The 26,148-nt window shown below is 36.2% G+C and carries 24 protein-coding genes; 9 read left to right on the forward strand and 15 right to left on the reverse strand.

Features of this window, described 5'->3' with window-relative positions:
* Positions 1-3: 3 nt before the first annotated feature.
* A complete protein-coding gene (locus tag CQ022_RS18870; protein ID WP_105683846.1) occupies positions 4-2,850 on the reverse strand; it encodes a TonB-dependent receptor in 2,847 nt (948 codons plus the stop codon).
* Positions 2,851-2,985: 135 nt separating this feature from the next.
* Entirely contained in the window at positions 2,986-4,035 is a 1,050-nt protein-coding gene (locus CQ022_RS18875) for a helix-turn-helix transcriptional regulator (protein ID WP_105683847.1), read from the reverse strand.
* 180 nt (positions 4,036-4,215) lie between these two features.
* Here CQ022_RS18875 and CQ022_RS18880 point away from each other — a divergent pair, with 180 nt between their 5' ends.
* The 3 genes from CQ022_RS18880 (at position 4,216) to CQ022_RS18890 (ending at position 6,269) form a co-directional block, all read left to right on the forward strand.
* Positions 4,216-4,638, forward strand: coding sequence for a hypothetical protein (locus CQ022_RS18880; protein WP_105683848.1), 423 nt, complete (start codon positions 4,216-4,218; stop codon positions 4,636-4,638).
* A gap of 11 nt (positions 4,639-4,649) precedes the next feature.
* Positions 4,650-4,937: a hypothetical protein gene (locus tag CQ022_RS18885; RefSeq protein WP_105683849.1), complete on the forward strand. Its 288-nt coding sequence runs from the start codon at positions 4,650-4,652 to the stop codon at positions 4,935-4,937.
* A gap of 288 nt (positions 4,938-5,225) precedes the next feature.
* Entirely contained in the window at positions 5,226-6,269 is a 1,044-nt protein-coding gene (locus CQ022_RS18890) for a L,D-transpeptidase (RefSeq protein ID WP_105684007.1), read from the forward strand.
* On the opposite strand, the gene CQ022_RS18895 is transcribed toward CQ022_RS18890, so the two are convergent.
* The 3 genes from CQ022_RS18895 to CQ022_RS18905 form a co-directional block, all read right to left on the reverse strand.
* A complete protein-coding gene (locus CQ022_RS18895; protein ID WP_105683850.1) occupies positions 6,262-6,789 on the reverse strand; it encodes a hypothetical protein in 528 nt (175 codons plus the stop codon). The genes CQ022_RS18890 and CQ022_RS18895 overlap by 8 nt on opposite strands.
* A 4-nt stretch (positions 6,790-6,793) precedes the next feature.
* A complete protein-coding gene (locus CQ022_RS18900; protein ID WP_105683851.1) occupies positions 6,794-8,113 on the reverse strand; it encodes a PDZ domain-containing protein in 1,320 nt (439 codons plus the stop codon).
* A 120-nt stretch (positions 8,114-8,233) separates the two neighbouring features.
* Positions 8,234-8,872, reverse strand: coding sequence for an alpha/beta hydrolase (locus CQ022_RS18905; protein ID WP_105683852.1), 639 nt, complete (start codon positions 8,870-8,872; stop codon positions 8,234-8,236).
* 245 nt (positions 8,873-9,117) lie between these two features.
* On the opposite strand from CQ022_RS18905, the gene CQ022_RS18910 reads away from it, so the two are divergent.
* Complete coding sequence (locus tag CQ022_RS18910; RefSeq protein WP_228421792.1) at positions 9,118-9,549, forward strand: hypothetical protein; 432 nt, start codon at positions 9,118-9,120, stop codon at positions 9,547-9,549.
* A gap of 52 nt (positions 9,550-9,601) precedes the next feature.
* On the opposite strand, the gene CQ022_RS18915 is transcribed toward CQ022_RS18910, so the two are convergent.
* Together CQ022_RS18915 and CQ022_RS18920 are read right to left on the reverse strand one after the other, a co-directional pair.
* Positions 9,602-10,240, reverse strand: coding sequence for a response regulator (locus tag CQ022_RS18915; RefSeq protein WP_105683854.1), 639 nt, complete (start codon positions 10,238-10,240; stop codon positions 9,602-9,604).
* Complete coding sequence (locus CQ022_RS18920; protein WP_105683855.1) at positions 10,230-12,203, reverse strand: ATP-binding protein; 1,974 nt, start codon at positions 12,201-12,203, stop codon at positions 10,230-10,232. Before CQ022_RS18920 ends, CQ022_RS18915 begins: the two co-directional genes overlap by 11 nt.
* 200 nt (positions 12,204-12,403) lie before the next feature.
* Here CQ022_RS18920 and CQ022_RS18925 point away from each other — a divergent pair, with 200 nt between their 5' ends.
* Positions 12,404-12,823: a hypothetical protein gene (locus CQ022_RS18925; RefSeq protein WP_105683856.1), complete on the forward strand. Its 420-nt coding sequence runs from the start codon at positions 12,404-12,406 to the stop codon at positions 12,821-12,823.
* 72 nt (positions 12,824-12,895) lie between these two features.
* Here CQ022_RS18925 and tyrS read toward each other — a convergent pair whose 3' ends face one another.
* Entirely contained in the window at positions 12,896-14,191 is a 1,296-nt protein-coding gene (gene tyrS / locus CQ022_RS18930) for a tyrosine--tRNA ligase (RefSeq protein WP_105683857.1), read from the reverse strand.
* A 186-nt stretch (positions 14,192-14,377) separates the two neighbouring features.
* Between tyrS and CQ022_RS18935 the strand changes: the two genes are divergently transcribed.
* A complete protein-coding gene (locus CQ022_RS18935; RefSeq protein ID WP_047420407.1) occupies positions 14,378-14,938 on the forward strand; it encodes an RNA polymerase sigma factor in 561 nt (186 codons plus the stop codon).
* 92 nt (positions 14,939-15,030) lie between these two features.
* Here CQ022_RS18935 and CQ022_RS18940 read toward each other — a convergent pair whose 3' ends face one another.
* Positions 15,031-15,663 (reverse strand): hypothetical protein, encoded by a 633-nt coding sequence (locus CQ022_RS18940; RefSeq protein WP_105683858.1) that lies wholly within the window; start codon positions 15,661-15,663, stop codon positions 15,031-15,033.
* A gap of 116 nt (positions 15,664-15,779) precedes the next feature.
* On the opposite strand from CQ022_RS18940, the gene lipA reads away from it, so the two are divergent.
* Positions 15,780-16,646 (forward strand): lipoyl synthase, encoded by an 867-nt coding sequence (gene lipA / locus CQ022_RS18945; protein ID WP_105683859.1) that lies wholly within the window; start codon positions 15,780-15,782, stop codon positions 16,644-16,646.
* 293 nt (positions 16,647-16,939) lie between these two features.
* Here lipA and CQ022_RS18950 read toward each other — a convergent pair whose 3' ends face one another.
* Positions 16,940-17,839 (reverse strand): AraC family transcriptional regulator, encoded by a 900-nt coding sequence (locus CQ022_RS18950; protein WP_105683860.1) that lies wholly within the window; start codon positions 17,837-17,839, stop codon positions 16,940-16,942.
* Between the two features lie 184 nt (positions 17,840-18,023).
* On the opposite strand from CQ022_RS18950, the gene CQ022_RS18960 reads away from it, so the two are divergent.
* Positions 18,024-19,226, forward strand: a complete 1,203-nt coding sequence (locus CQ022_RS18960; RefSeq protein ID WP_105683862.1) for an MFS transporter — start codon at positions 18,024-18,026, stop codon at positions 19,224-19,226.
* 75 nt (positions 19,227-19,301) lie between these two features.
* Here CQ022_RS18960 and CQ022_RS18965 read toward each other — a convergent pair whose 3' ends face one another.
* Positions 19,302-19,682 (reverse strand): STAS/SEC14 domain-containing protein, encoded by a 381-nt coding sequence (locus CQ022_RS18965; RefSeq protein WP_034692101.1) that lies wholly within the window; start codon positions 19,680-19,682, stop codon positions 19,302-19,304.
* 115 nt (positions 19,683-19,797) lie between these two features.
* Between CQ022_RS18965 and CQ022_RS18970 the strand changes: the two genes are divergently transcribed.
* The gene (locus CQ022_RS18970; RefSeq protein ID WP_105683863.1) at positions 19,798-21,003 is read left to right on the forward strand and encodes an NAD(P)/FAD-dependent oxidoreductase; all 1,206 of its coding nucleotides are present in this window, start codon (positions 19,798-19,800) and stop codon (positions 21,001-21,003) included.
* A gap of 283 nt (positions 21,004-21,286) precedes the next feature.
* On the opposite strand, the gene CQ022_RS18975 is transcribed toward CQ022_RS18970, so the two are convergent.
* From CQ022_RS18975 to CQ022_RS18990, 4 genes are all read right to left on the reverse strand, one after another.
* On the reverse strand, positions 21,287-22,477 hold the full coding sequence (locus tag CQ022_RS18975; protein ID WP_105683864.1) for a vWA domain-containing protein: 1,191 nt from the start codon (positions 22,475-22,477) through the stop codon (positions 21,287-21,289).
* An 18-nt stretch (positions 22,478-22,495) separates the two neighbouring features.
* Entirely contained in the window at positions 22,496-24,097 is a 1,602-nt protein-coding gene (locus CQ022_RS18980) for a DUF4139 domain-containing protein (protein ID WP_105683865.1), read from the reverse strand.
* 234 nt (positions 24,098-24,331) lie between these two features.
* Positions 24,332-25,006, reverse strand: a complete 675-nt coding sequence (locus CQ022_RS18985; protein WP_105683866.1) for an SIMPL domain-containing protein — start codon at positions 25,004-25,006, stop codon at positions 24,332-24,334.
* 111 nt (positions 25,007-25,117) lie between these two features.
* Positions 25,118-26,035, reverse strand: a complete 918-nt coding sequence (locus CQ022_RS18990) for an SIMPL domain-containing protein (protein WP_105683867.1) — start codon at positions 26,033-26,035, stop codon at positions 25,118-25,120.
* Positions 26,036-26,148: the final 113 nt, after the last annotated feature.

The following is a 26,148-nucleotide window of genomic DNA, read 5'->3' on the forward strand; positions in this document are numbered from 1 at the left end:
TGATTAAAAATTGAAATTGAATCCCAGTTGCCCGCGTATTCCTGAGTAGGAGATATTTTCTACACGATCCTTTGTTCCCATATAATAGCGGTTGGGTTCATTAAAAATATTGTTGAGCTCTACAAACAGACGGACTTTTTTTGTAAGGCTGTAAGAAGTGGAAAGGTCTACCGTAAAATTTTTATCAAAATACTGATAATGATCTGCTCCGGCAGCAGCTCTGATTTCGCTTACATAATTTCCTTTATAATTTCCGGCAAGACGGATCATCAGCTTACTGGTTTCATAAAACAGGATCGTATTGAAAATATGTTTTGCCTGATTAGGAATCGTGGTAGACATAGTTCCTGTCTGTTTGCCGTTTTCATAGACCGGCATATTCATTTTAGAAGAAATATAAGTGTAGTTTCCTTCAAAACCTATGTTTTTCAAAAATCCCGGAAGGTTTTCAAAACGTTTAGATATCCCGAATTCAAAACCAAAGAGCCTGGCTCCCTCCAGGTTTTTAGGGGCAGTAAACGTATACGTTCTTCCTGCCAGATCTACCACAGACTGATCTTTGTAGATGAGATTGGTGATATCTTTATAGAAAACTCCGGCTGTTATTAGATCAAGTTTTCCGAAATAGTTCTCAAACATAAGATCAAAATTATTTGAAAATGTAGGATCCAGTTTGGTATTTCCCTGAGTGATGGTGCTGGTGATATCATTAACGATGGTTCCGGGATTCAGATCATTAAAATCCGGTCTTGCAAAAGAGCGGGTATAAGCCAGCCTCAGGATGCGGTCACTACTGATATTCCATTTCATATTGACCATCGGAAGAACTACATTGTATGTTTTATTGTCCTTAATGTCCTCCGTTTTATTATCCTTATCAGCTACTACTTTTTTGCCCCAGAACGTAACATCATTATATTCATTTCTGAAGCCTCCCAATACCTGAAGTTGTTCTGAAATCTTCCATGTTCCCATCAGATAAGCAGCCCATACATTTTCCGTACCTCTGTAGGAACTGGTAATATTAGAATTGCTGTCTTTACTGCTCACCTGCATCAGTCCTAAGCTGTTTTGGGTACCCGGATTGTACATTTGATCTATCTGTGCATTGGTCATCTGATCAATGATCACCGCATTGTAAGGATTTCCTAATGGATTCATGAAACCTCCTTTATACGGGAAATTCTCACGCTCAAGCTGATTCAGATAAGTGACCGGAGTTCCGGGAATTCCCAATGAGGATTTGGGCATCCAAACCAATACGGAGCTGTCAACTATTTTATTCTTGTTGTTGTATTTTGTTCCGAATTTAATCTCAAAATTATCCGCTGCTTTGTATTTGATATCAACCTGTCCTCTAAGATCCGTTTCACTATTATGATTCTGGCTTAGGATAATCTGATTTAATTTAAGCTTATCTGCAGCTATTGCCTGCTGATTGTAAGGCTGAGTGTATCTTCCCGTGTCACCAATGCTGTCCGGAGCATCCATTGCCATATATTTTCTTCCGTCAGCAGATAGGTTTCCATAGGTCATAGCTTGTGTGAAATTAATGATGGGGTAGCCTCTTTGATCTTTTTCAAGATTATCCGGCGAATCAAACTTAAACTCAGAACGTGCTTTCGATAAGGACCAATTAACCTCCATACGCTGTCCTACCTGATGATTACCACCCAGCTGCATAGAATACAGGTCCGTAAGATAATCTGCATGACGAGCCTGCAGAAGGACATTTTTACTGTCAAAATTAAAATAAGTTTCCCTTACCGACTGACCGTCTTTATATTGGCTGTATAATCCTTTTGCATATAATTTATTCCTGCTGTCTATCTCATAATCCAATCCTAAATTAAATCCTAAAGTTCTTCGGTTAGCCAGATAGTCACGAAGCTGCAGCTGATTGATAGAATAGGAGGCTGTTTTATCTTTCAGGCCGTAGTTGTAAATATTTCTCATCTGATCAATAGCTGTAGAACGCTCCCAGATCACTGCTGAGGTAATGAATTTCAGCTTATCAGTAATTTTATTCCCATAGACAATGGAAGTATTATAAGTAGGGGATTTGGACATGTTGACATAGCCTGAAGCCATACTTATAGCTAAAGTCTCCTTGTTCGGGGAGGTTTTTGTAATAAAATCCACATTTCCGCCAATGGCATCTCCATCAAGATCGGGGGTTAAAGCTTTAGATAAACGTACATTCTGAATAAGTTCCGAAGGAAAAATATCCATCTGCACCCCGCGGTTGGCGTTATCACCGCTGGCACTCGGCATTCTGTTGCCATTCAGAGTAGAAGCTGTCCACTGAATAGGTGTTCCTCTTACCGCTACAAAACGTCCTTCACCCATATCTCTTTCAATAGATACTCCCTGCATACGCTGTACGGCGTCTGCAGCATTACGGTCCGGAAGTTTTCCAATAGCATCAGCGGAAAGTACTTCTGTAATGGTATTGGAGTTTTTCTTCATCGTAATCGCTCTGGCCTGTGATGCTTTATATACACTGGTAACAACTACTTCCTGAAGATTGTTTTCTTTAAACTTAGCTCCGAATTTAATTAATCCAAGATCTACTTCCTTTTTATCCGTAACGGTGAAAGGGATATAAACACTATCATATCCTTTATATTCTACAACAAGTCGATAACTTCCGTCATAAATAGTATTGAGAATAAAAGAACCGTCAGTATCAGAAGTTATCTTCTGTCCGCTGTTTTCAATATAAACCAGGGCATTGGGTAGGTTTCCCTGACTGTCTACTACGGTTCCGTGAACGGTAGTTTGTGCAAAGGCCAATGGGCCAAGAAGAAAAAATGCTGCTTTTGTTAAAAAAAGTCTTTCTCGTGACATCCTTATAAAGTTTGGTGCAAAGATGTCAGCTCCTTCAAAAGTTTTGGTTCATTTAAATTTTATGCAACTTTTTCTGTGGAGTTCGAGGTGAACTGTATTGTAAATCAGTAAGTTGCTAATGTTAAATAATTGTAACTAATGAACAAGCTGGGAAGGAAGACAGTCAAATTCCTTTTTAAAATATTTATAAAAAGTAGATTTGGATTTAAAACCACATTGAAACGCAAGATCTGTTACACTGACAGACGGATCTTCCAACAAAATCTGTTTGAAGTGCTGTATACGGTTTCTGTTGGTATACTCATGAAAATTGGAATGAAGATGTTTATTAAAAGTGATACTTAAATCTGCTTTGCTTATTTTCAGGTGGCTGGAAAGCTGGTCTAATGTAAACTCTTCATCCAGATATTCATGGCTCTCCTTATAGAACGAGATGATAGCATTCTGTACAGCATCAAAATCTATTTTTGAAAGATCCTTATACTGATAGGTTTCTTTAGGTACAGAAAAATCTGCAGTATTTTGTTGTTCCTGTAGTTTGTGCTGGTACGTTAAAATATAAATGTACAAAATCCACCCGAACTGGAAAAGAAACAGGAGGCTGTAGATCTTCTGATAGATCAAAGTATCCCAACCCAGCTTGTAAACGGTCCAGAACATCAATACTCCCAGCAATACATAGCAAACCAGATAACGGAAATTACCGGCTACAGGATGAGTAATATTTTTGCGGTATTTTGTAAGTAAGTAAATACACAACACAAGACAGACAATCCAATAATAACTATAATAAACGAAATAAGACTTATAAGATGTGATGGCCAGATCTGCCCAGGAAAGATCGAGCATCTTTGCCGAAATGGCGATCGCATGATGAATGACCACAAAAGTTAGCGGAACAATAAGGTATTTAAGTTTATCTCTCCATTTTGCGTGGATTAAATGCGTAGTGATATATAAGAAAATAAGACCTTTAAAAACACGAAGGCTTCCCGGAATTTCATACAGAACAGATTCATAGCCAAACCTTTGGATAATGAAATATTCATAGCCCATATCCAGAGTAACCACTCCGATATACAGGAGCAGCATATTCAGTACAGATTCTCTGTTTTTGATCAGAGACATGAGCAGCGTAAGGGTGATAAGTGCCTGTAGTACAACTACCATAATGATGTATAACATGATAACTGATATTTTGCCAAAATTATAGATAATATGGGGATGGATTCTTTAACAAATTATTAAATATCAGCTTAAAAACAGACAGACGGTGAAGGGGGAAATCCTGATCCGTTTTTCAGGGATTTTCCGGTTTTGTACATTGAGTGGATATTAGTACTTTAGCTAATAAGCATACACCGAATGTCCAAAGGAAGATTTATTTTGTTTGCAATACTTAAGACCTGGCTGATTTCCACTTTGGTTTCCTTCGTATTTTTGATTCTTTTTTTAAGCTTTACCAAAGAAGTAAGAGATCCACCGAGAAACTGTGACATGAGTGGATTGGTCTATGGTTTTACCCTTTTCTGGATAATATTTTTGAGTCTATTGTCTTTAAACAGTCTGCTTTCTCTTTTAAAACCGTTCCAAGGAAAATTAAAAACCGCAGTATGTTGGTTTCTTTTACCTGTTATAGCTTCTGTTTTTTCCTTTTTTACCATCACTGATGGAAAGATAGATGGTGAGGAAACGATCATTTTTCTGACTATGAATCTACCCTGGCTGGCTTTTTGGATGTTTTACTATTACAGATTCAATATCCGTTTCAATACAATCAACCCCTGATATTATTATTCATGAAAAAACAATTTCAAAACTGGACTCTCTTTTTTCTGGTAGGAATCATTGCCATCATTGCCGGATTGATTGCCTCTGTTGTTCTCATGACAGGATCATCTGCCGAAGACGGATTATTCGGAATGTATATTTTGTTCAGCCTGATTCCCATATTACTCGTGATTATCATAGACAGGATTCTGGTATGGAAATTCGGAAATAAAATTGTCAATAAAGTTCAGTTTGCCATACTGTTGTTTATTATTCTTTTATGGATGGTAAGATTTGTATTGAACCTTTTTCTTTAAATAATCATGCAGAGGAGGAGCCAGATGGCATGAGGATACTTACCGATTTAACAAAAAAGGAACTTTAGAATGGATTTCTACAAAAGAAAAGACCGATGAATAACGTTCCTGCTCAATGTCTTGAAATATCTTTAAAATCTATGTTTTTTTTAGATTATTGAACGATAACTCCTCATTTACAGTGATAAACCCTCCGTTTTTTTACGGTATTTTTAAGAATGTCTTTTATGATTCAAATTTAGGTCTGATATTTGTACTGGGTAGCCAAACTAAATGGCCGATTTATTTATGAAAAACATATCTGTGAAAAAATCCTTTCTTTATGCATGTTTTTGCGCTGTTTTCCTTGTTTCCTGTAAAAAAGAAATAGAAAAAATAAGCGATACTTTTAAAGACACTGTTTCTTCTTCGGAAGTTCCGGAGGTAGAAAAGGATTCTATAAAGAAAGATTCTGTTCCTGTCGTAAAAAAAGAATCTGTTCCGCCTGTTATGCAGGAGAATGGTTTTTATAACGCTTTTGTTCTTCCAAAGGATAAAAAGATGCGTGATTCTATTTATTCAGAATTCAGCAAGAAATACAGTGTAGAAGAACGAACTGCTATTTTAGCTTTAAACAGGCTGGATTCTAAGAGTAAATGGAATTCTGATACATTGGTAGTTCCTGCGAAAATAGATACAACATTGATGGCGTATTCACCATTTCCTATGCAGCTGGATATATTGAGCGGGGTGAAAAAGTTTGTCATCTTCTCATACCCTATACAGGCTTTTGCGGTATATTCCAATGGAAGTCTTGTGAAATGGGGGCCAACAAGTATGGGTAAAAAAGCTGCCCAGACTACTAGAGGGCTTACTTTTGCCAACTGGAAAAAGAAACTCGCAATTTCTACCGTGAGCAGCGAGTGGAAACTTCCCTATAACTTTAATATTCACAATATAGGAGGAATCGGATGGCATGAATATACCCTTCCTGGATATCCTGCTTCCCATTCCTGTTTACGATTGCTGAGAAAAGATGCCCAATGGCTGTATTCTTATGCAGATACCTGGATTCTGAACCCCGGAGGTGCTACAACCAAAGCCAGAGGTACAGCTGTAATGGTATTCGGAGATTATAAGTGGGGCGGAAGAAAACCATGGAGAAACCTTTTGGATGATCCTAATGCCAACAATATTTCTGTAGAAGAGCTTACGAAACTTTTAGAACCGGACGTTCCGAAAATGCTTAAAGAACAAAGCAACAGAGAAAAAGTAGCGGATTCTATCAAAGCAGCAAAAGCCTCAGCTACACCTATTCAGAATGAAAAACCTATAGAACCTGTGTCTAATTAATTTTTTTTTCAAACTGTAAAGTAGATTCTTCAGCAAACGTTCTAAGCTTAAGCATTTCCTCTTTACCTTTATGCTGTCCGAATCTGGCAGCAATATAAGTAAGAAGAATAAAAAATAACATGATAAAAGAAGCGCTCAGTGCCCAAGGGTATTCGGCGCTTTTTATTTGCTTTTCTACATAATACATAGTAAAAAAAGTCATCCATAGGATAGAAAAAGAAAAATACAGGAACATAAAGAATGTCCACACTGCAGAACTGGGTCCAAACACTCCGCGTATTGTCGTATGTTCATCTTCTATTTCTACCCGTAGGGCAAGATGAGGTTTCCAGTAGTTATCATATTCTGTTTTCACCCAGATGGTGGCAACTTCTTTATTGATATTCCCGGAAAACTCGTCTTTATGTTCTTCTATATATTTTTTCAGATTTTCAGCATACTCTTCCTTGGTAAGATGAGTAAACATTTTAAATCTGGGCCTGGTTCTTATTTTGTCTAAGGTAGTTTCTTCAGTATTCATATGTTTATTCTTGATAAGGAATCGGATCTTGCAGGGTGAATCTTACCGTGAGCTTTTCATTTTTCCTTTGAATGATCATGGTAATATTCCGGCCTTCGCTAGACTTCATAATCTCTACAATTTTTTCCAGTGTCATCTCAGAAGTTAGATCTCCGTTAATACTCAGAATTCTGTCATCCTTTTTAAGGCCTGCTTCATAGGCTGGTGAATCCTTTCTTACTCCAGCAATGGAAAATATAGGTTTTAAACTAAATTTATACTGAAAGGCATCCTTATACACTTCATTTACTACCGTAGCTGATTTCTGAGTTTCAATAGTTATTCTGTCCTGCTGCCATTCCAATCCGTCCTGCTTGAAATCCAGTCCGCTCATATTAAAGTGAAATGGATCATTAAAAAAACGGTTTTTTTTCAAATATAATTTTTTTGCGGGATAATCAAAAGCTACTGTAAACCTTCGCATAATTTCGCTGCCTACAGAACCCTTTCTGTTTTCCACTAAAGTAACGTGCTGTATTGAGTATTCATCCGGCATAGCGGTAAGAGGTTTTTCAAACTTAAAGCTACCCAAATAAAAATTATGAATACGACTTCTTTTGCCCAAAATATCTCCATTGAAACCACGGCCAAGAAAATCATCGATATTAGGTCTGTTGTACACAAAGTTTTTAATAAGAGTGGGAAAGAGCCAGATCGCATCGTTATTTCCAAGGTCAATCAGAAGCTTTGAATCTTTCTTCTCATTTGTCATTTCTACTCCGGCATACAGGTAAGGCTTATCCCTTTCAATGGTAATAGGGAATTCTTCAAATTTTCTGACTTTCTTTTTTAAAAGATCAGAATTTTCATACACCGTTAATTTTTTTGAAATATAGTCGATGTAAACCGGATGGTCTTTAAAAAACTGATATCCTATCACTCCGTTTACGGGAATTCCTACATGGGAGGAAATGTTAAACTCTTCATCAAGAATGATATAAATAGACATGGACGTATTTACAATTTCATCACCTATTTTGCCCATATTGCGCTCAGACTTCAGTCCATCAATACTTAAGCTTCCTCCAAGTCCGGAAAATTTTACTTTTTCAACATTGCTGAGCTTCACTTCTTTATTTTCCAGGCTAAAAAGAATAGTTTCCGAAACCCCGGTATCCAACAGAAAGGTAAGTTCAGCACCATTAACATTGATAGGAATAAAGATAAGATTATTGATAAACTGAAAAGGAATAACCGCTTTTTTAGTATTGATGAGTTCAAAAGAATTCTGGGCATTTACAAAAATGCTTAGAAATAATCCCAGTAAAAGCAATTTAAATTTCATTTACTGAATTTAGTGAATTTATCTATATGATAATAAAAAAACATTCCAAAAGCTGGAATGTTTATATAAACTACAATGAAGTAGTATTTTTTGTTGAATTTGTTTTAAAATGCTTTCTTTTTATTTTGAAAAGAAATCCATCAAATCCATATAGTTCTTCTGATTCACCCCATGGCCACTCATATATTCTCTGAATGTGAAGTAACAGCTAAGGTCGTAAAGAAGATCTGCTGCTTTTCTTCCCCATTCAAGTGGGATCACAGCATCATCCGTACCATGGGAAATGAAGAAACGAAGTCCCTCCAGTTTCTTTTTATCTTTTACAATGCCGTCTAGAATTTTCTCTTCAGGATAACTGCTCAGACATGCCACATAGTTGAAAAGTTCAGGATGTTGTAAGGCCAGTGCATAGCACAGTATTCCTCCCTGGCTGAAGCCGCAAAGATGAGCTTTACTTTCCGTCAGCCCATAGTGGTTGATAATCTTTAGCATACTTTCCAGAACTGCATGTAAAGATTCCTTTGCCTGGGGAACATCGATAAAGTTTTCAGGATCATTAAAATTGATATCATACCATGAGTATCCTTCAAATTGAGTATCACGCGGAGCTCTGAAACTTACAATAATCCAGTCATTGGGAAGCGTTTCCCTAAAACTGAAAAGATCCTGTTCGTTACTGCCGTAGCCATGAAGCATAAAAAGAATAGGGGTATTGGGGGTAATATTTTCGGGTTCTCTTACTAGATAATCTAAATTCATACAGCAAAGATAATTAAATTACCTACAGAATCTTAAGTTTTATTATTCATACAATGAACTTCTGCTGCATGATGGTTTATGTGTAATGATTAATTCTTTAGAGTATATTTTTGAATTTTTCCCGGCCTTTTTCTTTTTATTGATTTGATATTATTTGGAAATCTTTATTGGAAAATTTTCATAAAAGTTATTTTTATATTAATAAAAAACTTATATTTGAAACATTAAAAAATCTATTTGGAGAAATGAAGCAATTTTACAATTCAAAAAGTTTACTTAGACTTTCTTTTTTATTCGTTTTATTATTTTCTGTAATTACCGTTGTGAATTCTTGTAAAAAAGATGATGACGAAGAGTTTCAGGATCATGTGGTTCAATTCGAGGTGAAGACAACTGCCGGAGGAAACATCATAAGTGTTGTTACGCAGGTAGGTACAGCTCAGAACACAATATACAATACACCACAGTCACCTGTGACTTCACCATGGACAAGCGGGGAATTCTTCGTGAACTCCAGCCAGGCACAGTTGAATCTTGATGCAAATGCATCAATGCCTGATGATAATTCTGAATTAACGATCAATCTTTATATAGATGGAGAAGTTGTAAGAACTGTTAAGAAGAAAGGTAAAGGTGTACTTGTTGCTTCTATTGATTACAGTTTCCTAGAACCATAAAAATTATTTATTTTTAATATTTATAAAAAAAACCGCTCTTAGGGCGGTTTTTTTATTCTTCAATCATACGCTGTTGAACAGCTCTGTTGATGAGTTCCGTGGAATTTTTTGCATGAAATTTCTGGAGCAGATTTTTACGGTGGGTATCTACAGTAAGAGGACTTAAAAACAGTTCCTCAGCAATCATATTACTTGTTTTCCCCTGAGCTACCATCTGTAGTATTTGTTTTTCTCTTTTCGTAAGCCTGGGTGCAGGTACCTCATTTTGAGAAGGACGGCTGATGATCAGTTTGGTTTCATTGCAGAACACAATATCTCCGGAAAGCGCACCTCTTATGCATATTACCAGCTCATCAATAGAAGTGTTTTTGAGAAGGTAACCACTTGCTCCGTTTTGTATAGACTGCATAATGATACTTCTTTCAGAACGGTTGCTGAACATGATGACTGAGGTATTCGGGGATATTTTTTTTATTTCCCTGCAAAGTTCTGTTCCATTGGCATCGGGAAGCGTAATATCCAGGAGAATAATATCTGCCATTTCTGACCGGACAAAGTTTATCGTTTCTGTACCGGACGCAAAACTTCCGGCTACATTAAAGAAAGGCTGGCTGTTCAGCATCATTCTCAGTCCTTCAATCACAATAGGGTGATCGTCTACGATGACAATATTTATTTTTTCATTCTCCATGGATGTTGAGTTCTATATTAATTGCTGTTCCCTGATGATCAGAATTGATTTCCATTTTTCCTTTCAGGTAGTTGACTCTGTTTTTCAGATTACGAAGCCCCATACTTTTGGTGGTATTCTCTCTGTTTTTATCAAATCCTTTTCCGTTATCTTCAATGGTGATCAGAAAATTTTCGCCGGATTGGGAGCATTGAAGTAAAATATTGTTGGCTTCAGCATGTTTTACTGCATTAGCCAGTAATTCCTGTACAATCCTGTAAATATTAAGCTGGATATTCAAAGGTAATGTCTTTTCAATATCAATAGCCTGAAAATCTATGTCGAGGTTTTTTCTGCTGTAGAATTCACACAAATCCTGTATGGCAGTTTCCAAACCAAAATTAAGCAATGATTCTGGCATTAAATTTCTGGCAACGTGGCGCAGCTCACTTACAGAACTATCCAGCTGACCCAAGATTTTATAAAACTCCTTATCCTTTTCCGGATTCAGATGGCTGGAAGACCAGGTGGAAAAGTTAATTTTAACCCCTGCAAGCATTCCGCCCAAACCATCGTGAAGATCCCTTGCAATACGTTCTCTTTCTCTTTCTTCCCCGTCAAGGATGGCTTTCGTCAGTGATAATTCTTCCTTTTGCTTGATATCATTGAGTTTCTGTTCATTTATCTTTTTATTTTTTCTGAAAATGATAAACAGGAAGATCAGAAGACTTAAGGCTAATAATAAAACAAGACCCATTCCCCATAAATAAGAGTTCTTCTTGTTTACTTCCAGATCTTTTTGATTTTTTTCAGCATTTAAGGTCGCTATTTTTCTTTCTTTTTCAGCGGTGTTGAATTTAGATTCAAGTTTGTTGATTTCAAGCTTTACATTCTCCGTGTTCAGACTATCGTTGAGCTTAGAATATTTTTGCTCCCATAGAAGTGCTTCTTTTGTATTTCCCAATTCTTCATTGAGTAAAGAAAGTTGTTTGTAAAAGGTTTTTCTGTTATTAAGATCAATGGTCAGAGATTTTTCTGTTAAAACATCCTCCAAAGTAGCCTTGGCTTCCTTATATCTTTTGAGTTTTTTTAAAATATCATATTTGTTGAAATAAAACATTTGAGCCAAAAGATTCTGATTGTACTTTTGGGTATAAAAAATTCCTTTTTCTATTACAGGAAGAGCTTCTTCATTCTTTTGACGGGTAATATACAACAGAGTTTTGCTGTAATAATAAAACGCATTGGATGAAGATTCCGGATAAGGATTGATGAGTTTTTCAGCTTTATTTAAATATTTTTCAGCCTCATCTCCGTTAGCCTGATAACAGAAATTGTTGGCAGAGTTGAGGTAGGTGAAAAATAGTTCAGCAGAATTTGGATAGTGTTTTTCGAGGATTTTCAGCGCTTTGACATTATAATCTTCAGCTTTTTTAAACTGGGCATTATAAGTAAGAATCACGGCAAGCTGAGTGTACAGGAAACCTAAATTTCTGTTGCTTTCATATTTTTCAACCAGAGGAATACTTTTTTCAAGTATCATCTTCACTAAAGGAATATAACCTTCCTTATCCTTTTGAGAAACTCCGTAGCTGTACCAGGCAAGAGCCTGAAGAAAATCAGATTCCTCATTTTTGAATTTTGATAAAGACCGGATGGCTTGCTGATAGGAAACTGCAGCTTTCTTTTTGTTCCTGTCCAGATTATATTGTCCTTCGTAATAATAATATTTTGCTGAGATAAAAGGATGGCTTTGAGCCAGTAATTTTCCGTTTGCAAGATATTTCTTACTTAAAATAGAGTCACTGTTTCTATAATAATTTGATAAAAGCAAAGAAGCCGTTGCTTTTGAAGCATCGGGAAGATGACCTTTTGTAATAGTTTGTAAGCTGTCTATATAAGCTTTCTCATTAAGCGGAATGATTTGTTGGGATTGTAATTTAAAAAACAAAAACAGGCTTAGCAGGACAAGTAATCTCTTCATTATGGATCAGTTCTGTAAAATATTTTTTTAAACGCTCAATTTAATTAAAAATTTCAGCATAAAAAATACCTGAATTTAGGTAGAAAAAATTCCTTGTTTTTCAGGATTGATAGACGTAGAGGATGCTCATAGCTTTGCAAATATCAAATCATGAATCATAGAATATTCAATATAGTAACTAAAATTTAAACAAAAAGATTATGAAAAAAATGAAAATGAATCAGCTGCTAAGAGGAGTCTTCGTTGCTGTAATAGCGGCATTGCTTATTGGGTTTACAGCTTCATGCAGTAAAGATAATGACGACAACAATGTGAATGGGGCAGGGAAAAGCCATAAAGTGGTTTTTAAAGCCATCGCTTCTTCGGGAAGTAATATTGATGTGGCCGTTTACGGAATTGATGGTAACCCTACCACAGCATCAAGTCTTAGCGGATCAACCTGGAGCAGCCCTGAAGTAACCTCAGAACCTGGAGCATATACTGCTAATGCTGCTGTAAATGCTATCGGACCGGACGCTTCTGCTACTTTGAAGGTTCAGATCTGGGTAGATGGAGAACTTAAGAAAGAAGGAACTTCCAGTGGACAATATTTGTCAGCTTCTACAAGCTATACATTTTAATATCAAATTATTTTAGGACATAAAAGTGGCGCTGAGATCATCTCAGCGCCACTTTTTATATGGTGTTTAAGCTTAGCCTACTTTTACAATAAAGTAGCTTTTCTTACCTTTTTGCAATAATAGGAATTTACCGTCGATAAGATCCGTTTCATTGGCGGTAAAAGTATCATTTACTTTTTGTTTGTTTACAGAGATTGCATTTCCTTTAATCTCTCTTTGCGCTTCACTCTTAGACTTTAAGAATCCTGATTTTTCAGAAAGAAGCTCAACAATATTCACTCCTAAAACATCGGTTTTTGCAATTTCTTTCTGAGGAACTCCATCAAAAACTTCAAGGAAAGTTTCTTCATCAAGACTTACAAGATCTTCAGCTGTGGAACGCCCGAAAAGAATTTCAGAAGCTTTCAGTGCTTTTTCATATTCTTCTCTTCCATGTACCCAAACAGTAACCTCTTCAGCCAGTCTCTTTTGTAGTTTTCTTTCGTGTGCTGCTGTTTTATGTTCTTCAATTAAAGCTTCAATTTCTTCTTTTCCTAAGAAAGTATAGAACTTGATGAATCTTTCAGCATCATCATCAGTAGCATTCAGCCAGAACTGGTAGAATTTGTAAGGAGACGTTTTCTTTTTATCCAGCCAATAGTTTTCTCCACTTTCAGACTTCCCGAATTTAGAACCATCCGCTTTAGTAATCAAAGGAACTGTTAATGCAAACGCTTCACCCTGAGCTTTTCTACGGATCAATTCTGTTCCTGTAGTGATATTTCCCCACTGGTCAGAACCTCCCATTTGTAGCTTTACATTGTTGTTTTGGTATAGGTGAAGGAAATCATATCCTTGGATGAGCTGGTACGTGAATTCTGTAAAACTCATTCCGTCAACCCCTGCGTCTCCGGAAAGTCTTTTCTTTACAGAATCTTTCGCCATCATATAGTTAACGGTGATATTCTTCCCTACATTTTTAGCAAAATCAAGGAAAGAAATATTCTTCATCCAATCGTAATTGTTAACCAGTTCAGCCTTGTTGGGCTCATTTCCTTCAAAGTTTAAGAATTTTGAAAGCTGGTTCTTTAAACAGTCAACATAATGTAAAAGAGTTTCTTCATCCAAAAGATTTCTTTCAGCCGATTTCCCGGAAGGATCTCCAATCATTCCTGTAGCACCTCCTACCAAAGCAATCGGCTTGTGGCCATGCAGCTGGAAGTGAGCTAAAATTTTTATCTGGATAAGACTTCCGATATGTAAAGAATCGGCAGTAGGATCAAAACCAATATATGCAGTAGTTACCTCTTTATTCAGTTGTTCATCGGTTCCTGGCATCATATCGGCAAATAGACCACGCCATTTCAGTTCTTCTATAAAGGAATTCATTGATTTTTAACTTTAAAATTTTAAGATGCAAAGATAGTAAATTCAGAAGGAAGAGAAAAAAGGATAAATAGCAAATAAGCAAATTGATAAAAACCTGAAAATGCTTTGGTGGTAACTTTAGAAGCAAAGGTAGATTCACTGTTTCCCTTTTGCAATTATGCCCCAAATACGCTATATTTGTTATTAATGAATGACGAACAGCTATTCCTGCTCATACAGAAGGCCAAGGATAAAGACCAGAAGGCCCAGACTAAACTCATTAATGTTTTTTGGGTGGATGTTTTCTCTTTTGTCATGAAAAAGGTGAGAGATGAAAATGATGCAGATGAAATCACCGTAAATGTTTTTTCAAAAGTATTGTCGAAACTGGATATGTTCGATCCTCATTTTCAGTTTAAAACCTGGATTCTTACCATTGCCCAGAATACAGTTATTGATTTCTGGAGAAAAAAGAACCGTGAGAACGAAGATGCTGTGGAAAATCTTGATGAAGTTAAAAATCAATATGCAAAATCTCCGGAAGAACTTCTGATTTCTGAAGAAGAACAAAAGAAAATCATCAAAACCATAGAATCTCTGGATGCCAATTACCAGGATATTATCAAATTGAGATTCTTTGAAGAAAAAAGCATCAAAGAAATTGCTGAAGAACTGGGAATTTCAGTAGCCAATACCAAAGTACGGGTAATGCGTGCTAAAAAAGTCTTAGCTGAGCTGTTGAAAAATAATGAGTTTGATGATAATTAAAAAGAATATATTCAATAGAAACGGGCTTTAGCCCGTTTACTGAAAAAAAAATCAAAATCGGCCTTAGCCAAAACATAATCTCACAATTTAATTTAAAAATAAACCTCTTCTTTTGTTTTCGGAAGAATTATTTTTTGCTGCTTTTCCTGATTTCTGTTTTGTAGATTGATCTTGAGTCCTTTTTTAATATAGGTTTCCTTTAAAGATTTACCATATTCAGCTGTGTTTTCCACTTCTTTTGAATAGTTCAGCTGACCTGTTGAAAGATTAAAATCAATATCTTTCCAGTAATCGCCCGGCCTTCCTGAAGTGGAAGAGGTTCCTATGAGTTCAAAATGTCCGTTCTGAAATCTATATTTGTCTGTAACATCCCATTTCCAGCTGCTTCCTCCGTTTTGGGAAATGATCAGAATGCCTTTTTCTATTTTTGTTTCTCTGTAAGGATCGCCCATCATGCCTCCGCCATTGCTTTCCATAACAGCATTTCTAGATTTTTCAAGGATTGTCCATGCTCCGCCTGCCTTTTTCAGAATCTGAATTTCACGGATGTTTCCCATATCTGTGGTGTCCTTTGTATTGTAAATAATTACTTTTTCAGGAATTTTATCACCATCAAGATCTCCGTCTACCGTTTCAATGATACTAGAACCCGAAGGCTGAAATTGTTTTTGGGCAAGACAAAATGTTCCGCATACCGCAAATAAAAGGAAGAATATTTTTTTCATAAGAATATTTTGAAGAGATAAATATACAAATGAAATTTCGAATTATAAGTTTCATCAATATTTCCGGTTGATGGTTTCCATTAAAAAATCCTTAACTTTGAACTTCAATTTTAGAAATGGAAAATTCAGTTCAAGACACTACCGTTCAAAAACCAAAATGGATCCGCGTAAAACTTCCTACCGGAAAGAATTACAGAGAGCTGAGAACTTTGGTTGATAAATATAAATTAAATACCATTTGCCAAAGCGGAAGCTGCCCGAACATGGGAGAATGTTGGGGTGAAGGTACAGCTACTTTCATGATTTTAGGAAATATCTGTACAAGAAGCTGTGGATTTTGTGGCGTTAAAACAGGAAAACCCCTTGATGTAAACTGGGATGAACCTGAAAAAGTAGCCAGATCAATCAAATTAATGAAGATCAAACATGCCGTTCTTACCTCTGTAGACCGTGACGATCTGAAAGATATGGGATCTATTCTTTGGGGAGAAACAGTGAATGCTGTGAGAAGAATTTCTCCGGGAACTACCATGGAAACTCTGATTCCGGATTTCCAGGGTATTACAAAACACCTTGACAGATTGGTAGAAGTAGCTCCGGAAGTGATTTCTCACAATATGGAAACTGTAAAACGTTTGACCAGAGAAGTGAGAATTCAGGCTAAATATGAAAGAAGCCTTGATGTATTGAGATATTTGAAAGAAGCTGGCCAAAGAAGAACCAAAACAGGGGTAATGCTTGGATTGGGAGAAACTAAAGATGAGGTGTTCCAGACTATCGAAGATATCAGAAATGCCAATGTAGATGTTATTACTATGGGACAATATCTGCAGCCGACTAAAAAGCACCTTCCTGTAAAAAAATTCATCACTCCGGAAGAATTTGATGAGTTCGGAGACTTTGCAAGAAGCCTAGGGTTCAGACATGTTGAAAGTTCTCCTCTTGTAAGAAGTTCTTACCACGCAGAAAAACATATTCACTAAAATATAAACCGTTCAGAAATGAGCGGTTTTTTGTTTTTTAGGTGGCAGGTGGTAGATGATAGGTAGCAGGGATTAGGGAAAAGCTTTCATTTGTAATAACGAATTCCATCATTCCCCTCCTCTGGAGGGGTGGCAGAAATTCAAAGGATTTTTGACGGGGTGGTCAAAAATATAACGTTTCATTTAAATATCAATAGGAGCGGACTTCACTCTGCTTATTATAAAATTAAAATTCATCCGGCTTTAGCCGAAACCTAAAGCTGTGAATATTTTGTACACCCTGCAAATTGATCCTATTTATTACAAGCCGTCTCCTTGGTAATCACTCCAATGCGGCCATTAATTTCTATAGGTCTGAAATGTTTCTTTTTGAATTCTGAAGGGGTTTCTCCCGTGTGTTGTTTGAATAATTTATTGAAATAGGATAGACTTTCAAAGCCTACCTGAAAACAGACTTCCGTCACAGACTGATCTTTCAGCAGGAATATTTTAGCCTGATTGATTCTGTAATTGTTGACAAAATCAGTAAAGGTCATATTGGTCTGCTTTTTAAAATACCGGCAGAAAGCAGGAGTACTTAGGCTTACCACTTTGGCTACTTCATTAACATTGGGTTTTCGGTCATAATTTTCGTGGATATAGTCGTAGATGGTTCCCATTCTGATTTTATCATTCAAAAACCATTTAATTCGGGTATCTTCTTTATTCAGTTCTTTTACCTCAGTGGAATTGGCAAGAATTTGTAGAATCTCAATCAATCCAACCAAAGATTCAAAAGCATTTTTATCTTTAATAATCTGTAGTTTTTCAACCACTGTATTTTTGGTCTCTCCGAAAAATGAAAGCCCAAGATAGGAACGTTCTAAAAGGGTTTTGATATTTTCAAATTCGGGAACGGGAAGGATAATATCCTGAAGGAAGCTTTCCCGCATCTGCAAGACAAGCTGTTTGCATTCGGTCTGAATACCATAATCAAAATTAAGGTGGGGAACATTGGAACCAATCAGTAAAAGATCACTGTCTGTAAAGCCTGAAATATTTTTTCCAACATGCCGGATTCCATTCACTGCTTCTACATATACCAATTCGATTTCCGGATGATAATGCCAGAAAAAACAGTTCTTAAGCGAAGGGGCAAATAGCTTGAATGATTTCCCTTTTTCAAATTCAATAATTTCTTTCTGGATTTTCATTTTGTTCTGATTTGATTGTTTCTGAATTTAAAATTAAATAAAAAGGTTAATATGGAGCAAATTTTTATCATTCAAAGAGGAGTGAAATTCAAACTTTCTTTCGATTTTTGCACTTTCAAAATAAAGATACTCAGGTATTCCTTTAATTTGGGCAAAATTAATTCAGAAAAAAGATTTAGATACAATGAAGATTGATAAAAGAATAATACCACTGGCTATAGGTGGTTTAGGGATAGGAACTACGGAATTTACCGTAATGGGACTGTTGCCGGATATTGCGAAAACATTGCAGATCACTATTCCGCAAGCCGGACATTTGATTTCTGCTTATGCCATGGGAGTGGTTATTGGAGCTCCCATTCTGATTGGATACTCTGTGAAATTTCCACCGAAAAAAGTTTTGATGGTTTTTATGATCCTTTTTACCCTGTTTAATGGCCTTTCCGCTATTGCTCCGGGTTACAACAGTATGCTGGCCATAAGATTTCTATCAGGGCTTCCTCACGGAGCATTCTTCGGAGTAGGAACTGTTGTTGCATCAAGAATGGCGGGAAAAGGAAAAGAAGCCTTTTATATATCGATGATGTTTACAGGGCTCACAGTCGCCAATTTGGCAATGGTACCTCTGGTCACCTATATAGGGCATACTTTCCACTGGAGGCTGTACTTTGCTATTGTAGCAGTGATTGGGCTTTTTGCTATTTTGTTTTTAAAACTGTGGCTTCCGCCCATGGAATCAAACCAGAATACCCACTTCATGGAAGAGTTGAAATTCCTTAAAAATAAACAATCGTGGCTGGTACTGGCGATTACAGCAATTGGATTTGGAGGGCTTTTCACATGGTTAAGTTATATAACACCTTTAATGACGGTAGTGGCAGGAATCAAGAGCAGCCAAATGGCCTATGTAATGGTGCTGGCAGGAGCTGGAATGGTAGTTGGAAATCTGGTTGGAGGGATTGTTTCAGATAAATTGGGACCGGAGAAAACCTGTGCATTGTTGATTTTCCTGATGATGATTTCTCTTGGAGGAGTTTTCTTCCTTGCTGAGCATCAGAATATTGCACTTATATTGACCTTTATGTGTGGTGCTTTATCAATGTCTATTGCATCGCCCATCAATATTATGATGATGAAAGCTGCTCCGAAAAGTGAAATGATGGCTGCTGCTTTTATGCAGGCTGGTTTTAATATTGCCAATGCTATGGGAGCTTTCCTTGGTGGAATTCCTCTAGAATATGGTTATTCATTCAACTATCCATCGCTGGTAGGAGTGGGGATGACCTTTATAGGGGTCGTTGTAAGTGTAAGGTACATGTATCTGTATGGTTCGGGAACTCAAGATGAAGAGAACGTGGTTACAGAATGTGTATCATGCGATAAATAAAAACGCAATCAGATCATATTTTAACATAAAAAAAGCCTGTTTCATTGAAACAGGCTTTTTGATATAACATAATTTTTATGCCTCTACTTCATCTCCGTTTTTGCACCAGTAGAGGGCATTGTATAAATTTTCTTTCGGAAAAGACTTAAACTCTCCCGGCATCAGAACACTGAAGATACTGGTAAAATCACGTATTCCTTCCTTATCTGTAACAATAGCTGAGCGATTCCAGTTGGTAAGATTCTTTAATCCTAACAGCAAATCTTCAAGCCATGCTCCTACCGTAAAATTATCCAGATCGGTATCCAAATACAATAAATAATTCAGTTCACCGAATTGCTCTACCTTCTCTTTCACACGCGGAATTACCAATCTTTCAAAATCCTCTTTCGTTACTTCTCCCGTTGCATTAAATGCTGCAACATTCTCCGGAGCTTCTGGAATAATTGTTATCATAATAAATATTTTTTGGTGGTTTGAGTTTAAAACAACAACAATAATTACACCATTATTTGGTGAATAATTGTTAAAAAAGGTATAAATATTGTTATTTTAAATGTAAAATAGTAATATGAATCTCAAATCAAATGAACCTTTTTGGCTTTTAAAAAACGGACTGTTAGCTTCTTATCCTTCTTTAAAATCAAGCAAAGAATGTGATGTTCTGATTATAGGCGGAGGTATTACGGGAAGCCTCATAGCCCACCAGATGATAGAAGACGGATACACTACAATCCTTATTGATAAAAGAGAACTTTGTAACGGAAGTACTTCTGCCACCACTTCAATGCTGCAGTACGAAATAGATGTTCCTTTATATGAACTGATAGAAAAAATAGGCAAAAAGGGAGCTGTTCTGAGCTATGCAGCCTGCAGCGATGCTATTGATACAATAGAAAGACTTTCAAAGCTTATGCACTCTAATGCTGGATTCAAACGAAAGAAATCACTGTATTTTGCTTCGAAAAAGAAAGATGTGGAATGGTTGAAGAAAGAATACGAAGCAAGAAAACAAAACGGATTTGATGTGAAATGGCTGGAAGCAGAAGAGATTTTTAAAAAAATTGAATTTAAAAATACCTATGGTGGGATTCTATCGAGACAGGGAGCCAGTATTGATGCTTTTCAGTTTGCCCATGAGCTGTTCATCCATAATGTAAAAAAAGGATTGAAAATATTTGATAAGACTGAAATGGTAAAAGTGGAGGAGCATAAAGGTTTTAATCTGATCACTGTAGACAATGGATTCAAGATTAAAGCAAAAAAGATCATTTACTGTATAGGCTACGAAAGTAAAAACTTGCTGAAAGAAAACTTCGTTAATCTGAAAAGCACCTATGCCATTGTTTCTGAAATAGAGAAAGACAAGTTTAAAAATATCAGCAGTACGTTAGTCTGGAATACTGATGATCCTTATCTCTACATGAGAACTACGGATGATGGAAGACTTCTTATCGGAGGAGGAGATGAAGATTTTTATGATGCAGAAAAGCGTGATGCAATCCTTCATAAAAAAGAAAAAGAGATCCTGAAAAATCTAAAAAAAATAAAACCGGATTATCATTTTTATACAGATTTTGTCTGGGCCGGAACTTTTGGGGAAACAAAAGACGGGCTTCCTTATATCGGGGAACATCAAAAATTTAAAAACTCTTATTTTGTCCTGGGTTTTGGAGGAAACGGAATCACTTTTTCAGTAACAGGAATGAAGATGGCTTCTTTGTTTATGAAAAATAAAAAGCATCCGTTGTCAAGGTATTTTAAATTTGGAAGGTGATTGTATTTTTACCATAAAAGTCACCAAAGTTTTTAGAGTCTTTGTTCATTTCAAGTTGAAAAATTTGTGGATATAGAGTACATAAAAGTTAAAAAAACTATGATTTTCAAAACTATAATAAAAATTGTTTAGATTCCTACGGAATGACAAACTACCTGGATAAATTGTTATTCCAATTGTGTCATTCCGTAGGAATCTAAGTGAGATTATTTGTATGATAAAAAGAGGTTCTTTACCATAAAAGTTGTTGGATAAAATAAAAGCGGGTCTAAACCCGCTTCAACTACAAACTATACCCATTCTTTTTAGCCAGTTCAACAATAGAACTTTCAATGGCTTTTCCCAAATCATCGGAATCAACTGCTCCTCTTTTTTTCATCTCACCGTCAATATAGGTCTGGCGCTTTTTGGAAAGTTCCTCTATTTCTTTCTGGATTTTATCGCGGGCGGCAGACTTTGCCGTAATCGTTTTTTGAATTTCTTCTTTGCTTTTTCCCTTCAGCTCAGCAGGAAGTTCACTTTCTTTTACATGGGCAATAAATCCGGCATCCTTTTCAGCTTTATCCACCAGATCCCAATGGTCATTTTTGTAAGCATTCTTTTTAGATTTAGCAACAGCCCTTTCCACCAAGTTGGATGCTGACTGTGATTCTGCGTTTTTGTCCTGGGTGATCTGCTTAAGCCTGTATTCCGAACCATGGTTTCCATAATAGATATAGGTATCATTGAGCTTTGCATTGCATTCGGAAATTTTGATGTCGTAAGGTGTTTCAATATAGATTACTTTTCTGTCACTGTCGATATTGAAATATTTTCCACCTCCTAAAGATGCTCCGTTTTGCCAGAACGTCTGAATTCCTTCCTCCCGGCTTCCACAGAAAATGGTGTTGGTATAAATATTTTTATCCTTCGCTTTTGAAACAACATCTTTATAATTTATTTTTCCCTGATTGAATGCTTCATTCCCTGCAATATAAATCAGTTTCATACTTTTATCATTACTGTCCCAGTTCAGGTTGGCAGAGGCATCACGAATAACAGCTCCACAATATTCACTGCCGCCATTGGTTCTTAAGGCGAATAGTTTTTCGGAAATAAGATCCAGATCCTGAGTAAGAGGAGCAACCTGGCGGATATAATTTTCATCACGGATTCCGTCATTTCCGTATTCGTACAGGGCAATTTCAATCTGGGGCGCTTTTCCGTTATATTTTAAAGTGGTCAAAGTATTCACAATATTCCACAATCTGGATTTTGCCTGATCAATCAGCCCGTCCATACTATTGGAAGTGTCCAGTAAAAGAGCGACCTGAATTTTATTATCCTTTAAGGTTGAGTTAGCCGGAATCACTGTAACTTTTTGCATCGGTAAATCACGGTTAACCTTACTTTGTATAGAGCGGTTGTCCGGAATATTACCGGAGCTTAAAAAAGCTGTACCCGCTGCAAGTGCTAAGATTTTTAAAGTTGTCATATTATTATTTATTATGGGTTATCTGCTGTAATACTGAATCTGCATATCTTTAGGATACTTTACTTCATAGGAGAAAGTAATCTTCTCTGAATTGCCTGAACCTATGTTTTTATTCCACAGGATACTTCCCGTTTTATCATCAAGGCTTCCACCGCCAAGGTCTAATGTTTTAACCAGAATCTTAGAGTTTTCGCTGATCGGAAGCTGATCAAGAACTTCCAGTTCAATATTTTCTTTCGTATTATTTCTGATGCTGATTTGATAAGATTCTGTTTCCCATTTGTTTGTGTTCATGGTCTTTTGAGAGGTTTTGTCTCCAACTTTGATTCTTTTTACTGTAATTCTTTCATCTACTCCAAGAGAAATCGGGAACTCATCTTTTACATAATTGCTGGTAATATTGGTTTTTCCAATATAATTGTCTTCAAAATAGATATTCGCTTCTCCATTGATGAGGTTGAGGTTCTGCCAGTTCTTCACAAAGGCCATCAGGAATACCTGGTTGTTAAGTTTTGGAACTGTGTGGTATTTGTAAGTGGCATCAACCTGTTTTTTATCAAGGATCACATATTGTTCTTTTTCCTGGCTTACAATGGTTTGATTGTAATTCAGTTCATAGATCACATTCATCTGGCTGTCAGCAACTGTAGCTACAGGAATCTGGCTTGGTTTTGCAGCAACATCTTCTCTCATCTGATAAGCATTGGCTGCTGAAATTTCTTTTTTAGATTTATAACCTGCAATTTCCATCTGAGAATTGTAAGGAGTATATTCTGCTACATAGAGTGGCGACAGAATAGGTCTGTCCTGATTGTATGACGGTCTGTACGTAGAGACAAACAATTTTACATTTTTCCAGTCCTGTCCGGTTTTCTGATAAATTTTACCTTTATAAACCATTTCAAGAGGTTTCTTTACAGATTCAGCACGCAAATCATAAGAAGGAATCCATCCGGCATCAGAAACAATATAGCTTACTCCAAGATTCAGACTGGTTTCGTTATCCGCAAGAATTTCAAGAAGAAGTTCTTTCCGATTGGTATTTTTATGGGTTTGCTCTTCAGCAGACTGATTGTTGAGCTTTGCGATACTTTCATCCAGAACCGTTTTCTGCTCATTAAGAAGGAATACCTGGTTATCAATTTCCAGCATTCTCTTTCTGTAAAACTCAGTAAGTTTAATAAGCTGTTCCTGTGGAGTAGATTTATCATTGGTAGAGATTTTTAAATTATCATTAATGATATGCTGCTCACCCGTCAGATTTTTGATCTGAATATTCAATAGGCTTACCTGTCTTTGAAGCTTTTTTGTCTCTATTTGAAGTTTCTTTTCATTATCTGACAATTCATCATTTTTCAAAAAATTGCTTTGAGGAGTAATGGAAAGCAGTGTCGTATTTTTTTCAAGATTGATTTTATAGGTATTCTCATCCAGATTATTGGGAAGATTGACAATTCTTATGGTATTTCTACCTTTTTGAAGGCTCACATTGGTACTTCCGAAAACCTTTGCTCCCTGTAAAAATACAGTAGCCTGCTTTACTTCAATTTCTTTCTTAATTTCCTGTGCGTTGATAAAGGCAGCTGAAAATATGATTAATAGTAAAAAATAACGTTTCATTGTTTATTATTTTGAATTCCTGAAGTAAAATTATCCCTATTTAAGGCTGAAAATTGGGAAACTTGGTGAAGCAGCCTTTTGACTTGGTGAGTTTTTATAGGAGAAAAGACAGAGGCCTAAAAAGTGTTATTCTGACGAAGTAAGAATCTCTTTTACAATAAATCAGAATCCGTTCAAAACGACAAAAAACAAAAAAAGCTACCCTTTGGGCAGCCTTGTTTTGAACTTATTCTTTTAAAGGATTTCGTATCTTGTTTTGATGCTGTATTTCAGCTTGATGTTTTCAATATTATCAAAAGAATAATCTACCGGAGCATCTGCCATTTCCATCTGTACGCTGTTCATTCTTCCTTTGTAAGCAGCCGGCATGATCATATCGCTGGTATAGTCTTCTATTTCTACAATTTCAAGAGCATTTCCTGTCTTTTTGCCCATACTTTCCAATAAATAATCTGCCTTTTCTTTAGCGGCCTTCAAAGCATTGATCTTTACAGCTTTTCTGAAATCTGCAATTTTGGTATTCTTTACCTCAGCAATGTTCAGGCTGCTTACCCATTTTTGGTTCAGGTCTCCAAAAATTTTACTCAGACTTGATTTTGTACTGGCTTTAAACTGATAACTTTTAGTAAACTTGGCTGTTTTAGAATAGATATTCTGGTACATTGATTTGAACTTGATATCCTCGTTCTTTACTCCTGCATTTTTTAAAATTTCAAATAACTTCTTTTCATTATCTGCCAGATCATTTTTGTTATCTGCTTTTATTCCGATGCTGAAGATAATTTCATCCGGTTCCACTTCCATTTCAGCAACACCTGTTACTTCAATTGCATTTTTCTTTACTTCCTGAGCATTTACAAAGCTTCCAAGGGTTAAAATTCCGATTAATAAAAAATGTTTCAATTTCATAATTTCCTGTTTTAAATTTTTAATTCTGATGTAAAATTATGCAGATCAGAAACCGGAATTCGGGAGACTTGGTGAAATGGAGCTTTCACTTGGTGAGGCTGGAGAAATGAATTACTTCTCTTTATTTTTCTTCAGATCATACTTTACGCTGAGGTTCATAATATACTGTATACCTACCTCAGGATCGGAGTTGTTGATGACTTTATCAAAGCCGGTATAATCTGTTCCGTCATAGTAAAAGGTCTTTGACTTTCGCTCCTCCTTTTTGATATATCTGGTGTCATATCCATAGGTGACACTGGCACTTTCAAGAGCGGTATAATGCTGATATTGATTTTTAGGAAAAGTATAAGTAAAACCTGAAGTCGCTGTAGGGGTTCCAATAATTTCTTTTTTAAACAGTTTAAAATAATTATCCTTCTTTTTGTCAAAAACAGCATAAGCCTCTTTGAGAAGGTCTTCCTGGATTTTATCAATATCACTGTTGATGTAATCTACTTTAATAACATCATAAATCTGGAAATCTGAAGCTTCAGAGATCAGTTTTTCTATCATTGAATGCTTGTTTACGGTAATAATGATATTCTTCTTGGTTTCGAAACCATCCATTTTCTGAATGGTTACCTGAGTGTCTTTATTAATGTCATAATCATAGATTTTTGTCTGCGAGATAAAATCCACAAAAATATTATCGTTTTTGATGCCCATTGATGATATTCTTTTTATAAAACCATTGATTCTCCTGTTGATATTTTCGATGGCAATTTTAGGCGTTGCAGCTTCTTCATTCAACCCCAGAGTAAGTTTATAGCGGTCTGCAGTCTTATTCATCAATACTTTTACATTAACAACCAGCGTGGAATCACTGGTGAAATAACTATTGGTATTGTTGAATTCAGGGAGATGTTTTGGAGCGGAATAATCATAATTATTTTTGTCTCTGTAAATCTGGTTTCCTCCTACCTGTGCTTTGGAAAGACTTAAAAGAGAAGTCATGATGAGGAAAAATACGGATGTTTGTTTTTTCATAATTTTTAAATTTGAATTATTTTGCCCCAAACTTAGCCTTACGGTCACAGTGTCAATGACTCAACTTGGTGAAAGGGAGGCTTCACTTGGTGAATAGTTTTTGAGCAGACTAT

Source organism: Chryseobacterium culicis, assembly GCF_002979755.1.
Classification (GTDB): domain Bacteria; phylum Bacteroidota; class Bacteroidia; order Flavobacteriales; family Weeksellaceae; genus Chryseobacterium; species Chryseobacterium culicis_A.